This is a genomic window from Limimaricola cinnabarinus (genome assembly GCF_002723615.1).
Taxonomy (GTDB): Bacteria; Pseudomonadota; Alphaproteobacteria; order Rhodobacterales; family Rhodobacteraceae; genus Limimaricola; species Limimaricola cinnabarinus_B.
This window is the reverse complement of record NZ_KZ304960.1, coordinates 79,633-93,586: the sequence shown is the minus strand read 5'-3', so window position 1 is coordinate 93,586 and position 13,954 is coordinate 79,633. Positions and strand designations below refer to the sequence as shown.

At 71.0% G+C, this 13,954-nt stretch carries 11 protein-coding genes and 1 riboswitch; of the genes, 8 read left to right on the top strand and 3 right to left on the bottom strand.

Annotated elements, in window-relative coordinates:
• Position 1: 1 nt before the first annotated feature.
• From cbiB to CJ301_RS11180, 3 genes are all read left to right on the top strand, one after another.
• Entirely contained in the window at positions 2-883 is an 882-nt protein-coding gene (cbiB, locus tag CJ301_RS11190) for an adenosylcobinamide-phosphate synthase CbiB (RefSeq protein WP_173812353.1), read from the top strand.
• Positions 884-947: 64 nt separating this feature from the next.
• Positions 948-2,162 carry a lytic murein transglycosylase gene (locus tag CJ301_RS11185; RefSeq protein WP_099277334.1) on the top strand — a complete coding sequence of 405 codons (1,215 nt, stop codon included), beginning with the start codon at positions 948-950 and terminating at the stop codon, positions 2,160-2,162.
• An 87-nt stretch (positions 2,163-2,249) separates the two neighbouring features.
• Positions 2,250-2,987 (top strand): MauE/DoxX family redox-associated membrane protein, encoded by a 738-nt coding sequence (locus CJ301_RS11180; protein WP_099277333.1) that lies wholly within the window; start codon positions 2,250-2,252, stop codon positions 2,985-2,987.
• Between the two features lie 343 nt (positions 2,988-3,330).
• Here CJ301_RS11180 and CJ301_RS11175 read toward each other — a convergent pair whose 3' ends face one another.
• Entirely contained in the window at positions 3,331-6,786 is a 3,456-nt protein-coding gene (locus CJ301_RS11175) for a chromosome segregation SMC family protein (RefSeq protein WP_099277332.1), read from the bottom strand.
• Between the two features lie 163 nt (positions 6,787-6,949).
• Positions 6,950-7,173, top strand: a riboswitch (cobalamin riboswitch).
• A gap of 34 nt (positions 7,174-7,207) precedes the next feature.
• Between CJ301_RS11175 and CJ301_RS11170 the strand changes: the two genes are divergently transcribed.
• Together CJ301_RS11170 and CJ301_RS11165 are read left to right on the top strand one after the other, a co-directional pair.
• Entirely contained in the window at positions 7,208-7,378 is a 171-nt protein-coding gene (locus CJ301_RS11170; RefSeq protein ID WP_099277331.1) for a CbtB domain-containing protein, read from the top strand.
• Between the two features lie 10 nt (positions 7,379-7,388).
• A complete protein-coding gene (locus CJ301_RS11165) occupies positions 7,389-8,069 on the top strand; it encodes a CbtA family protein (protein WP_099277330.1) in 681 nt (226 codons plus the stop codon).
• A 4-nt stretch (positions 8,070-8,073) separates the two neighbouring features.
• Here the strand turns inward: CJ301_RS11165 and CJ301_RS11160 are convergent, their stop codons facing one another.
• Positions 8,074-8,451 (bottom strand): DUF1636 family protein, encoded by a 378-nt coding sequence (locus CJ301_RS11160; RefSeq protein ID WP_162620505.1) that lies wholly within the window; start codon positions 8,449-8,451, stop codon positions 8,074-8,076.
• Here CJ301_RS11160 and cobW point away from each other — a divergent pair.
• Entirely contained in the window at positions 8,450-9,514 is a 1,065-nt protein-coding gene (gene cobW / locus CJ301_RS11155) for a cobalamin biosynthesis protein CobW (RefSeq protein ID WP_099277328.1), read from the top strand. The genes CJ301_RS11160 and cobW overlap by 2 nt on opposite strands.
• Positions 9,511-9,963 carry a GNAT family N-acetyltransferase gene (locus CJ301_RS11150; RefSeq protein ID WP_099277327.1) on the top strand — a complete coding sequence of 151 codons (453 nt, stop codon included), beginning with the start codon at positions 9,511-9,513 and terminating at the stop codon, positions 9,961-9,963. The genes cobW and CJ301_RS11150 overlap by 4 nt, the downstream gene beginning before the upstream one ends.
• A 2-nt stretch (positions 9,964-9,965) precedes the next feature.
• Here CJ301_RS11150 and CJ301_RS11145 read toward each other — a convergent pair whose 3' ends face one another.
• On the bottom strand, positions 9,966-10,148 hold the full coding sequence (locus tag CJ301_RS11145) for a hypothetical protein (RefSeq protein WP_099277326.1): 183 nt from the start codon (positions 10,146-10,148) through the stop codon (positions 9,966-9,968).
• 78 nt (positions 10,149-10,226) lie between these two features.
• On the opposite strand from CJ301_RS11145, the gene cobN reads away from it, so the two are divergent.
• Positions 10,227-13,931 (top strand): cobaltochelatase subunit CobN, encoded by a 3,705-nt coding sequence (gene cobN, locus CJ301_RS11140; protein WP_099277324.1) that lies wholly within the window; start codon positions 10,227-10,229, stop codon positions 13,929-13,931.
• Positions 13,932-13,954: the final 23 nt, after the last annotated feature.

Genomic DNA, 13,954 nt, shown 5'->3' with positions numbered 1-13,954 from the left:
CATGGCGCTCGACGCCGCCTTCGGCGAGCCCGAGGAAATATGGTCCCGCATGCCGCACCCCGCCGTGCTGATGGGCCGCGCCGTGGGCTGGTTCGATGGCATGCTCAACACCGGCGGCGCGGCGCGCGGGCGCGGCATCCTCGCCTGCGCGGCGCTGGTCTTCGCCGCCTTCTCGCTGGGCGAGGCGCTGGCCGCGATGCCCGGCCCCTTCGCCGAGATCCTCGTCGCCGCAATCCTCTTGGCCCAGCGCAGCCTCGTCGATCACGTCCGCGCAGTGGCGCAAGGGCTGCGACAGTCGCTGGCCGAGGGGCGCCGCGCGGTCTCCATGATCGTCGGGCGCGACACGAAGGCCATGGACGAGCCCGCCATCGCCCGCGCCGCGATCGAAAGCGCCGCCGAAAACCTCTCCGACGGCGTCACCGCGCCCGCCTTCTGGTTCCTGATCGGCGGGCTGCCGGGGCTCCTGGTCTACAAGATCGTCAACACCGCCGATTCGATGATCGGCTACCGCACGCCGCGCCACGAGGGCTTCGGCTGGGCCAGCGCCCGGCTCGACGACCTGATGAACTGGATCCCCGCGCGCCTCACCGCGCTGCTGATCTGGCTGGTGGCAGGGCGTCCGGGGCCGTGGCGCGAGATCGCCTCCGAGGCGCGGCTGCACCGCTCGCCCAATGCGGGCTGGCCCGAGGCGGCGATGGCCCGCGCGCTCGGCGTGGCGCTGTCGGGTCCGCGCGCCTATCACGGCGAGATGCGCGATTACCCTTGGGTGAACCCGGAAGGTTTCCGCCAGATCGGCGCGGCGGCGGTCGAGGCGGCTTGCGCCATGCTGTGGAAGGCCTGGGCGGCGGGGTTCTGCGTGGTGCTGGTTCTGGCGTGGACGTGAGTTGCCCCTAGGGGGCGGCGCTGGCAGGCTCCGCCGCGACCCGCAAAAGACAGGACATTCGCCCATGCGCAACAGCACCCGCCTTCTCGCCCCGCTGATTCTCGCAGCCCTCCCCGCCTTTGCCCCCGCGCTCTCGCAGGCGCAGGAGGCCACCGGCCCCAAGCCGCCCTGCGGCGGCGATTTCGGCAGCTGGATCGAAGGGGTGAAGGCCGAGGCGGCGGCGATGGGTCAGGCGCCCGCCACCATCGACGCCTTCTTCTCGAGCGTGCGCACCGACCCCGCCGTGCTCAGGGCCGACCGGGCGCAGGGCGTGTTCCAGCGCGACTTCGTCGATTTCTCGCGCCGCCTGATCTCGCAGAACCGGATCGACAACGGCCGCGCCAATGCCGAGCGATACGACGCCACCTTCGACCGGATCGAGGCGGATTACGGCGTGCCGCGCGGCGTGCTCTTGGCCTTCTGGGCCTTCGAGACCGATTACGGCGCGGTGCAGGGCGACTTCAACACCGTGAACGCGCTCGCCACGCTGGCGCATGACTGCCGCCGCCCCGAACTGTTTCGCCCGCAGCTGCTCGCCGCGATCGAGCTTTATGCCCAAGGCGGCATCGAGCCCGCCTCCACCACCGGCGCCTGGGCGGGCGAGATCGGGCAGGTGCAGATGCTGCCCGAGGACATCCTCGTCAACGGCGTCGACGGCGACGGCGATGGCCGCGTCGATCTCAAGAACTCGCCCCGCGACGCGCTTTTGTCGGGCGGCAAGATGCTGTCGCATCTGGGCTGGCGGCCGAACGAGCCGTGGCTGCAGGAGATCACCCTGCCCGAGAGCATGGATTGGAGCCAGACCGGACTCGACACGCAAAAGCCCGTCTCCGAATGGCAGGCGCTGGGCGTTTCGGGCCGCTCCGGCGATCTGGGCCGCGGCGACCTGCCCGCCTCGGTGCTGCTGCCGATGGGCAAGGACGGCCCGGCCTTTCTCGCCTACCCGAATTTCCGGGTCTATTTCGAGTGGAACCAGAGCCTCGTCTACGTCACCACCGCCGCCTATTTCGCCAACCGGCTGGAAGGCGCGCCGATCTACGACGCGGGCAACCCGCCGCCGGGGCTCTCTGGCGAGGAAATGGTGCGGCTGCAGGAAAAGCTGCAGGCGCGCGGCTACGATGTCGGCGGCGCCGATGGCATCCTCGGAGAGATGACGCGGCAGGCGGTGCAGGCCGAACAGCAGCGGCTGGGCCTGCCGGCCGATGCCTGGCCCACCCGCGTCCTGCTCGACGCGCTCTGATACATATACCCCCTCAGGGTATCTTGAATGGAACCCCGAGGGGGTATATCTGCTTGGTCGAAAACATCCGGGATCGGAGGATTGGCCATGAAGACCGCACAGCTCTACCGCATGTCGATGCCAAAGCATCAATGCCCCTTCGGCCAGAAATCGCTCTGGCTGTTGAAAAAGAACGGCTACGAGGTCGAGGATCACGAGCTGACCACGCGCGAGGAGACCGACGCCTTCAAGCGCGAGCACGAGGTGAAGACCACGCCGCAGGCCTTCATCGACGGCAAGCGCATCGGCGGCTATGACGATCTGCGCGCGCATTTCGACATGGCGCCCGCCAAGCCCGAGGGCACGACCTACCGCCCCGTGATCGCGATCTTCGGCATGGCCTTCGCCATCGCGGTGGCGATCACATGGGTGGCGCTGGGCACGTTCTTCACCGCACAGACCATCGGCTGGTTCATCTCGGTCGCCATGTGTCTGCTGGCGCTGCAAAAGCTGCAGGATGTGGAGGGCTTCTCCAACGGCTTTCTGAACTACGACCTGCTGGCGCAGAAATGGGTGCCCTATGCCTATATCTACCCATGGGCCGAGGGCATTGCCGGGGTGCTGATGACGGCGCTTCTGCTGACCTGGTTCTCTGCGCCGCTCGCGCTCTTCATCGGCACAGTGGGCGCGATCTCGGTGATCAAGGCCGTCTATATCGACAAGCGCGAGCTGAAATGCGCCTGCGTCGGCGGCGACAGCAACGTGCCCTTGGGCTTCATCTCTCTCACCGAGAACGTGATGATGGCCGGGATGGGGCTGTGGATGCTGGTGCGGCTGGTGGTCTGAAGCTTTACAATTTGCCCACCGATGCACATTATGACGGCCATACGGTAGCGATCGGTCGATGATGTCTCATCCCTGATCTGGCCCCCGCAGAGTTGCCGCTCTGCGGGGGTTTCTCTTTGCCGGGATTACTTCCCGACCCAGAGACGGATGACGGTCAGCACGAGTGTCGCCACCGCGACGACCACCATCCACTTACGGTAGCTGGCTTCGGTCAATGCATATCACCTCCCCTCGCCGCGACGTGTCGCGGCAGGGGGACGTCTTGCCAAATGCGGGTGATTTTCTCAAGCGTTCTCTTTACGTTCCGGCATCACGAGATGCTACGGGTCCGAAAGACGCCGCCTCAGGCCACCATCTGCTCGGCCCGGCGCAGGTCGACCGAAACGAGCTGGCTCACCCCCTGCTCGCCCATGGTGACGCCGTAGAGCCGGTCCATTCGCGCCATCGTCACCGCGTGGTGGGTGATGATGAGAAACCGCGTGTCGGTGCGCCGCGTCATCTCGTCGAGCAGATCGCAGAACCGGGTGACATTGGCGTCGTCCAAGGGCGCGTCGACCTCGTCGAGCACGCAGATCGGCGCCGGGTTGGCGAGGAACACCGCGAAGATCAGCGCCAGCGCGGTCAGCGTCTGCTCGCCGCCCGACAGCAGCGACAGTACCGAGAGCTTCTTGCCCGGCGGCTGGCACAGGATCTCGAGCCCGGCTTCGAGCGGGTCGTCGCTCTCGACCAGCGTCAGCCGCGCCTCGCCGCCGCCGAAGAGATGGGTGAAGAGCGTGCCGAAATTCTCGTTGACCTGTTCGAAGGCGGCCAGGAGCCGCTCGCGCCCCTCGCGGTTGAGGCTGCCGATGCCGGTGCGCAGCGTGCGGATCGCCTCTTCGAGATCGGCCTTCTCGGAGACCAGCCCGTCATGCTCCTCGCGGATCGCGGCGGCGTCCTCCTCGGCGCGCAGGTTGACCGAGCCGAGCCCGTCGCGCTGGCGCTTGAGCTTGGCGACGCGGGCCTCGACCTCGTCGGTGGGCGGCAGCGCCAGCGCGCCGATCTCCAGCGTCTCGAACAGCGCCTCGGGCGTGGTGTCGAGCCCCTCGGCGATCCGCTCGGCGGCCTGGGTGACGGCGGCGCGGGCGGCCTCGGCGCGGGCTTGGGACGCAGCGCGGCGCTCGCGCGACTGGGAGGCGGCGCGCTCGGCCTCGCGCTCGGCGGCCTGGGCATCCGCGAGCGCGCCTTCGGCGGCGCGCAGCGCCTCCGTGGCCGCGTCGCGCCGCGCCTCGGCCTCGGTCATGCCCGCATCCAGCGTGCGGCGCTCGGCAAAGATCGCCTCGGGGCGGGCGCGGGCGCGGTCCAGCTCGGCCTCGGTCTCGGCCCGGCGGGCGGTCAGCTCGCCCATCCGGCTCCGCGCGGTTTCGGCGCGCCTGCGCCAGCCATCGAGCTCGCCCGCCACGGTTTCGGCCCGGCGCGCCCGCGCCTCGCCGCCCCGGCGCAGCTCGTCGGCCTCGGAGCGCCGGGTGATCATGGTGATCCGCGCCGCCTCGACCAGCTGGCGGCCCTGCTCGACCGCGTCGCGCGCGGCGTCGAGATCGTCGAGTTCGCGAAGCCCTGCCTCGGCCTCGACCAGCGCCTCGCGCCCGGCGCGGCCCTCGGCCTCGGCGCGGCCCATCGCCTCGGTCGCGGCTTCGCGCCGGGTCTGGGCGCGGCCCTTCTCGCCCTCGGCGCGGCTGAAATGGCGCGCGGCCTCCGACAGCGCCGTCTCGGCGGCGCGGCGCGCGGCGCGGGCGCGGGTCTCGACCTCGCGCGCCTGCTCCAGCGCGGCCGCGGCGTCCGCATGGCTGTCGCCCAGCTCTTCGAGCTTCGCCTCGATCACCTCCAGCTCCTCGCGCAGCGCGGCGAGACGGTTGGACTGCTCGAGCCGCAGCGCCGCGGCCGAGGGCGCGTCCTCGGCGCCCGCGCGGTAGCCGTCCCAGCGCCACAGATCGCCCTCGCGGCTGACAAGGCGCTGACCCGGCGCGAGCCGCGCCTGCAAGACGGCCCCCTCGTCGCGCGCGACCACGCCGACCTGCGCGATGCGCCGGTCGAGCAGCCCGGGTGCGGCGATCGAGGCGGCCAGCGGTTCGGCCCCCTCGGGCAGCGGCTGGTCGGCATCGAAGCCCGGCAGCTCGGCCCAGCCGGTCGCGCCGCGCGCATCGACCAGGGGCGCCTTGAGATCGTCGCCCAGCGCCGCGCCCAGCGCCTTTTCAAAGCCCGGCGCGACCTTCAGCAGATCAAGAAGCTGCTGGCCGTCCTCGCTGCCTCGCTCGACCAGTCGCGCGAGGCCCGCCGCCTCGGCGCGCAAGGCCTTGGCCTCGCCCTCGACACCGGCGCGCGCGGCGCGGGCATCGGCCTCCGCCCCCTGCGCCTCGGCGCGGGCGGCCTCGGCCTGCGCGAGATCGGCCTCCGCCGTTTCGGCGGCGTCGCGCGCCTGCGTCTCGGCCTGCGCGGCCCCGGCGAGGCTCTCCTCGGCCTGCTTGCTCGCGGCCTGGGCGGCATCGAGCTGTGCCTTGGCCTGCTGGGCGGCCTCGGCGCTCTTGGCGATGCGGGTCTTGGCCTCGGCCACCAACCGCTGCGCCGACTGGTGCCGCGCGGCAAGGCGCGCGGTGTCCTCGGTGCGCTGGCCCTGGTCGCGCTCGGCCTCGGTGAGGATCTCGCCCGCCTCGCGCGCCACCTCCTCGACCTGCGACAGCCGCGCCTCGTGCCCCTGCCCGGCCTGCGCCAGCTCCTCGGCTTCGGCTTCGAGCGCGCGCATCGTCTCGCCCGCATCGCGGTCGAGCACGCTTTCGCGCTCCATGTCGCGGTCGAGCTGCTCGATTCGCGCGCCAAGCGCCCGGATCGCGCCGCGCGCACGCTTTTCCTGATCGAGCAGCCGGTCGCGCTCGGCCTCCTGCCGGTTCAGCACGGCATTGGCGACGGTCGCCTCCTCGCGCAGGGGCGGCAGCGCGGCCTCGGCGGCCGCGCGCGTCTCGACGGCCTTGGCGGCAAGTCCATCGGCCTTTGCGGCGGCCTGCGCCATCTCGCGCAGCTCCTCCTCGGCCGCGCCGCGCATGGTCTCGGCGGCGTTCCAGCGCAGCCACAAGAGCAGCCCCTCCGCCGCGCGCAGCGATTCCCCGATCTCGCGGTAGCGCGCCGCGGTGCGGGCCTGCCGCGCCAGCGTGGCGAGCTGCGCGGCCTGTTGTTCGACCACGTCGTCGACGCGCGACAGGTTCTGCTCGGCCCCCTTGAGCTTCAGCTCCGCCTCGTGACGGCGCTGGTAGAGGCCGGAGATGCCCGCCGCCTCTTCGAGGATGCGGCGGCGCGCCGTGGGCTTGGCATTGATCAGCTCGGCGATCTGCCCCTGCCGCACCAGCGCGGGCGATTGCGAGCCGGTCGAGGCATCGGCAAAGAGCATCTGCACGTCGCGGGCGCGGACATCCTTGCCGTTAAGGCGGTAGGCCGAGCCGAGATCGCGGGTGATGCGGCGGATGATCTCCAGCGTGTCGGCATCGTTGAAGGCCGCCGGGGCCAGCCGCTCGGCATTGTCGATCGAGAGCGTGACCTCGGCGTGGTTGCGCGCTGGCCGGGTCGCCGCACCGGCGAAGATCACGTCCTCCATGCCGCCGCCGCGCATCGCGGTGGGGCGGTTCTCGCCCATCACCCAACGCAGCGCCTCCAGAAGGTTCGACTTGCCGCAGCCATTGGGGCCGACCACGCCGGTGAGCCCGTCGTCGATCACCAGATCGGTCGGGTCGACGAAGCTCTTGAAGCCGTTCAGCCGCAGCCGGGAGAATCGCATGAAAGCCGCCCTCGTTCGCGCTCTTGGTCGCGCGCCTATGCGCGACGGAGCCCCCCGAAGTCAACGCGCGCGGCCCTTTGCGCGCGGTGTTCCGCCGCGTTTGCGGGGCCGAGCCGCCCCATCGCGCCCCGGCCTTGGCGCTTGACGCGGGGCCGTCGCGCGGCGCAGAAACGAGGGGCAAGGTTCCCCGATGCGGCGCGAAGCGTCCCTGGGGAGGAAATCGGGAATGCGGAAGGGGCCGATCCAGTCAGGAGGCCCCGAGCCGCAGCCGCCCCCGCGACTGTGAGCGGTGAGCGTCCCCCCCGTGACCACTGGGAGAGATCCCGGGAAGGTGGGGGGAGGCCACGACCCGCGAGCCAGGAGACCGGCCCTGCGCGACGCAACCCAATCCCCGTCGGGTGGACGGGACAGGAGATTTGACATGACGACCAGGACCATCGCCGCCTCCGGCAGCAGCACCGACATCGCCACCATCGCCTTTGCCGCGATCCTCGGCCTCGGGCTGATCTTTGCCGCCGGCTTCAGCCAGGCGGGCGCGATGCACGACGTGGCCCATGATTCGCGCCACGCGACCGGCTTTCCCTGCCACTGACGCCGCCCTCATGATCAGACAGATTGGCGCCAGCGCGCTTTTCGCTGGCCTCGCCGCAGGCGTGCTCGCCGCACTTCTGCAATTCTGGTTCGTCGTGCCGCTCTTGATGGAAGCCGAGCTTTACGAGTCGGGCGCGCGGGCGCATTTCACCGATGGCTATATCGGCTCGACTGCGGGCGCGCCGCCCCTGGGCGACGCGCTGGCGCGGCATGCGGGCACGCTGGCGATGAACGTGGTGGCGTGGATCGGCTTCGGCCTCGTGATGGCGGCGGGCTTTGCGCTTGCGCATCGGCAGGGCGTGCGGATCGATGCGCGCCGTGGCCTTGTCTGGGGCCTTGCGGGCTTCGCGGCGCTGGCGCTCGCGCCCTCCTTCGGGCTGCCGCCCGAGCTGCCCGGCACGATCGCCGCCGAGGTTTCGGTGCGGCAGGCGTGGTGGGGCTTTTGCGTGATCGCCACCGCCGCGGGGCTGGCTCTGATGGCCTTCGGGCGGGGGCCTGCCTGGCTCGTGGCCGGGGCGGCGCTGCTCGCGGCGCCGCATGTGATCGGCGCGCCGCATCTCGACCGCTATTTCGGCACCGCCGCGCCGGAGCTGGCGGCGCTGTTCTCGACCCGCGCGCTCGGCGTCTCCGCCGCGGCCTGGGCGCTGTTGGGCGTCATGGGCGGCTGGATCTGGTCGCACGAGACCGCCTGAACGCTCAGGCGGGAATGCGCCCGATCAGGCAATGCCTGAGCGCGCCGAGGGGGCGGGCATCGGTGATGTCGCCGCCCGCGGCCTCGGCGTAGAGATCGGCAAGCTTTCGGATCTCGGCCGCCTGCGCGGCCGGGTCCACCCCCGCAAAAAGATAGGCCATCTTGCCCGCCCCCCGGATCGACAGGGCCACGGGCGAATGGCAGACATTGAGACAATCCACGAGGCGCAGCACGCACCCTTCGCGCAAGCCATCGCGCACCGCTTCGGCCAAGGCCGCCCCCTCGGGCGCCTGCCCCGGCGCGGCGCAGGTCGCGCAGATCGTGATGCAGTCCATATCCACCCCCGGCGCCATTCGCGCCGACCAGTAACGGAAGACCCACATGCCCGCCAAGATCCCCGCCACCGTCGTCACCGGCTTTCTCGGCGCCGGCAAGACCACCTTGATCCGCCACCTGCTGGAGAACGCGCAAGGCAAGCGCATCGCCCTCGTCATCAACGAGTTCGGCGATCTCGGCGTCGATGGCGGCATCCTCAAGGGCTGCGGCATCGAGAATTGCCGCGACGAGGACGTGGTCGAGCTGTCGAATGGCTGCATCTGCTGCACCGTGGCCGACGACTTCATCCCGACCATGGAGAAGCTCCTGGACCGCGAGGACAGGCCCGATCACATCGTGATCGAGACCTCGGGCCTCGCGCTGCCGCAGCCGCTGATCCGCGCCTTCAACTGGCCCGGCATCTCGACCCGCGTGACGGTCGACGGCGTCGTCACCGTGGTCGACGGCAAGGCCGTGGCCGAGGGCCGCTTTGCCCATGACATCGCCGCGATCGACGCCCAGCGCGCCGCCGATGACGGGCTCGACCACGAAACGCCGCTGTCGGAGCTGTTCGAGGACCAGATCGCCGCCGCCGACATGATCGTCGTCAACAAGACCGACCTTCTGGGGGCGGAGGAGGCCGAGGCGCTGGCCGCGAAGCTGAAGTCCGAGGCCCGCGACGGCGTGCAGGTGGTGCGCGCGGCGATGGGCGCGCTGCCCGTGGAGGTGCTGCTCGGCCAAGGGGCCGCCGCCGAGGCCGACATGGAGGCCCGCCACGAGGTGCATCATCACCACGATCACGACGACGAAGATGACGACCACCACGACGCCGCGCATCACCACGGCCATGACGAGTTCGAGAGCTTCGTGGTGACACGGTCCGAGGTGACCGACCCCAAGGCCTTCGCCGCGCAGGTTTCGGAGGTGATCCGCGCCCATGACATCCTGCGGCTCAAAGGCTTCGTCGCGGTGGCGGGCAAGCCGATGCGGCTGACGCTTCAGGCGGTGGGCCCGCGCGTCGACACCCATTTCGACCGCCCCTTCGGCACGGAGCCGCGCGAGACGCGGCTGGTGGTGATCGGCGAGGCGGGGCTCGACCGCGCGGCGATCGAGGCCGCGCTGGCGGCATGAGCCTCGAGATCGTGGCGGCGCGCACGATCGATCCCGGTCCGCGCGCGCTGGTCGAGGCGAGCCAAGGCCTGATGCGGGCGATGTTCCGGCCCGAGCAGAATCACTTCCTGCCGATCGAGGCGCTGGCCGCGCCTGACATCCGCTTTCTCGTCGCGCGCGACGAGGGGGCGCTGCTGGGCTGCGGCGCGCTTCACGTGAAACCGGGCTATGGCGAGCTGAAATCGGTCTTCGTGCGCGATGCGGCGCGCGGGCGCGGCGTCGGCGCCGCGCTCATCGGGGCGCTCGAAGCGGCGGCCCGCGCCGAGGGGCTGGGGCTGATCAGACTCGAGACGGCGGACGAACTCGCCGCCGCCTGCCGGCTCTATGAGCGCCATGGCTACGCCCGGCGCGGGCCGTTCGACAGCTATGCCGACAACGGCTGCAGCGTCTTCATGGAGAAGCGGCTGTGAGTTCAGCCCTTGGGTTCGGGCGCCTTGTCGGCGGCCTTCTTCGCCGCGTCCTTCATGCGCTTGAGCAGGTCTGCCTTGTCCTCGCGCTTGTCATAGGGGGTCTTCTCGGTGCCGCGCGCGTTGTGCTCGCTGTGCTTTGGCGCGTTGCGGGTCTGTTTCGGCCCGCCCGACTTGCTGTAATCCATCATCCGCTCCTGTAACTGGGGGGTGCCGTTCCCTGCCCCAACGCGCAGGCCTGCGCAAGCGTTCACGAAAGGGCCGCCATGCATCTTCTCGCCGCCACGCCGGGCACCGTCTCCGACGGCACCGAAGCGATCGATCTCGGCCAGACGCCCGGCGATCTGGTCGTCATCTCCGCCGCCGACACCGAGCTGGCCGCTCTGAGCGCGGCGCGGGCGCAGATGGAAGACGCGCCCGACCTGCGGCTGGCGAGCCTCATGCACCTGCAGCACCCGATGTCGGTGGACCTGCATCTCGACGACTGCGCCACGAAATCGCGCCTCGTGGTCGCCCGCGTGCTGGGCGGCGCGGGCTACTGGAAATACGGTCTCGTACAATACGCGGCCCGGCTGGCCGAGGCGGGCGTGCCCTTCGCCGCCCTGCCCGGCGACGACAAGCCCGACCCGGAGCTGCGCGAGCTGTCGACCGTGGCGGAAGACGACTACGACGCGCTCTGGTCCTATCTCGTCGAGGGCGGGCCGGAGAACGCGGAGAACTTCCTCGCCCATGCCCGCCACATGCTCGACGGGGGCGAGCCGCCGCAGGCGGCGCGGCCCCTGCTGCGCGCGGGCCTCTACTGGCCCGGTCTCGGCATCGCCGATCTCGACCGGCTGCGCGAGGCGTGGGACGGCGACGCCCCGGTGGTGCCCGTCGTGTTCTACCGCGCGCTGCTGCAGGGCGCGCAACTCGCGCCGATCGACCGGCTGGTGCGGGCGTTGTTGCGTCAGGGGCTGAACCCGATGCCGGTCTTCGTGGCCTCGCTCAAGGACCCGGTGTCGCGCGACACGTTGGCCGGACTAATGGCGGAGGCACCGCCATCGGTCATCCTCAACGCCACCTCCTTTGCCACGGGCGGCGCGGTCGCGGGCGACGCGGCGTCGCCCAACCCGTTGGCTGCCTCTGAGGCGAACGCGGCCCCCGTCTTCCAGATCGTGCTCTCGGCCAGCAGCGAGGAGACGTGGGAGGAGGGTCTGACAGGCCTCTCGGCGCGTGACATCGCGATGAACGTGGCGCTGCCGGAGGTGGACGGGCGCATCCTGTCCCGCGCCATCGGTTTCAAGGGCGAGGCCTTCTTCGACGAGGCGACGCAGTGCCGCGTCGCCACCTACCAGCCGCGCGCCGACCGGATCACCTTCGTGGCCGATCTCGCCGCCCGCTGGGCGCGGCTGCGGACCACCCCCGCCCCCGAGCGCAAGGTGGCGCTGGTGCTCGCCAACTACCCCAACAAGGACGGGCGGCTGGCCAACGGGGTCGGCCTCGACACCCCCGCCGCCACGGTGCACGCGCTGCGGCTGATGGCGCGCGAGGGCTACGGCATCGAGAACGCCCCCGAGGACGCGCAGGCGCTGATGGACCGGCTGATGGCCGGGCCGACCAACTGGCTCACCGACCGGGCCGCGCGCGAAGGCGGCGAGGTGCTGCCGCTCGAAGAGTATGAGCGGCATTTCGCGGAGTTGCCTTGGGCCGCCAAGCAGCAGATTCTCGACCGCTGGGGCCCTCCGGGCGACGACCCTTTCATCTTTCCTCAAATACGCACTTCCGAGGCTGGGTCCGGGCGCGGCTTTGCCCTGTCGCTGCATCGTTTCGGCAATGCGGTCGTCGGGTTGCAGCCCGCGCGCGGCTACAACATCGACCCGACCGACACCTACCACTCCCCCGACCTCGTCCCGCCGCATCACTACCTCGCCTTTCACTTCTGGCTGCGGCATCACTGGGCGGCGGATGCGGTCGTCCATATGGGCAAGCATGGCAACCTCGAATGGCTGCCGGGCAAGGCGGTGGCGCTGTCGGAGAGCTGCTGGCCCGAGATCGCGCTGGGCGCGACGCCGCATCTCTACCCCTTCATCGTCAACGATCCGGGCGAGGGCACGCAGGCCAAGCGCCGGGCGCAGGCGGTGGTGATCGATCACCTGACCCCGCCGCTGACCCGTGCCGAGAGCTACGGGCCGCTGCGCGATCTGGAGGCGCTGGTGGACGAGTATTACGAGGCGGCGGGAGTCGATCCGCGCCGGATCACCCATCTGCGGCGCGAGATCCTGAGCCTTGCGGAAACCACCGGCCTCGCCTCCGATGCCGGGTTCGAGGGGCAGGCCGACACCGACCTCGCCAAGCTCGACGCGTGGCTGTGCGAGCTGAAGGAGGCGCAGATCCGCGACGGGCTGCACGTGTTCGGGCAGTCCCCCGAGGGCCGTCAGGAGCGCGATCTCGCCATTGCGCTGGCCCGCGTGCCGCGCGGTTCAGGCGCGGCCTCGATCCTGCGGGCGCTGGCCGAGGATCTGGGTTTGGGCTTCGACCCGCTCGATTGCGACATGGCCGAGGCGTGGACCGGACCGCGCCCCGAGGCGCTCGACGGCCCCGGCAAATGGCGCAGCCATGGCGACACGGTGGAGCGGCTGGAGGAGTTGTGCCAGCGGCTGCTCGACGGCACAGCCCCTGCCCCCGGCCCCGCCTCGGCGGCGGTGCTGGACGAGATCGAGCGCAAGCTCCGCCCCGCCATCGCCGCTTGCGGCCCGGCGGAGGGCGCGGGGCTGCTGACCGGTCTCGACGGGCGCGCCGTGGCCCCCGGCCCGTCGGGCGCGCCGACGCGCGGGCGGCCCGACGTGCTGCCGACGGGGCGCAACTTCTTCTCGGTCGATGCGCGCGCCGTGCCGACGCCGACCGCTTGGGCGCTCGGCTGGAAATCGGCGAATCTGCTGATCGAGAAGCACCTGCAGGATCACGGCGACTGGCCGCGCACGATGCTGGTCACCGCTTGGGGCACCGCCAACATGCGCACGGGGGGCGACGACATCGCGCAGGCGCTGGCGCTGATGGGCGTGAAGCCGACTTGGGACAGCGCCAACCGCCGCGTCACCGGCTTCGAGGTGCTGCCCGAGGGCGTGCTGGGCCGTCCGCGCGTCGACGTCACGCTGCGCATTTCGGGCTTTTTCCGCGATGCCTTCCCGCAGCTCGTGGCGCTGGTGGATTCGGCGGCGCGCGCGGTGCAGGCGCTTGATGAGCCGGAGGAGACCAACCCGGCGGCGGCGCGGGTGCGCGCGGGCGAAAGCGCGGCAAGGGTCTATGGCTCCAAGCCCGGTGCTTACGGCGCTGGCCTGCAGGCGCTGATCGACGAGCGGATCTGGTCCGAGCGCGCCGATCTCGGGGCCGCCTATCTCGACTGGGGCGGCTATGCCTACGGCGCGGGACAGGAGGGCGAGGCCGATCGCGACGGCTTTGCCGCGAGGCTGGGACAGGTCGAGGCCATCGTCCAGAACCAGGACAACCGCGAGCACGACATTCTCGATTCGGACGACTACTACCAGTTCGAGGGCGGCGCGGCGGCGGCGGTGGCGAGCCTTCAGGGCCGCGACCGGCCGATCTATCACAACGACCATTCCCGCCCCGAGCGCCCCGTGATCCGCAGCCTCGACGAGGAGATCGCCCGCGTGGTGCGCAGCCGCGTGGTGAACCCCAAATGGATCGATGGCGTGAAGCGGCACGGCTACAAGGGCGCCTTCGAGATCGCGGCCACGGTCGACTACCTCTTCGCCTTCGCCGCCACCACGCGGGCGGTGAAGAACCATCATTTCGACCTCGTCGAAGAGGCGGTTCTGGCCGATGAGGACACGCGCGACTTCATCGCCGAGCATAATGCGCCCGCGCTGAGGGAGATCGCCGAGCGGCTGCAGGAGGCGATCGACCAGGGGCTGTGGCAGCCGCGCTCGAACTCGGCGCGGGCGCGGATCGAGGCGCTGACGCGATCCGCTTGACGATGGGCCCGCCCGCCCCAGAG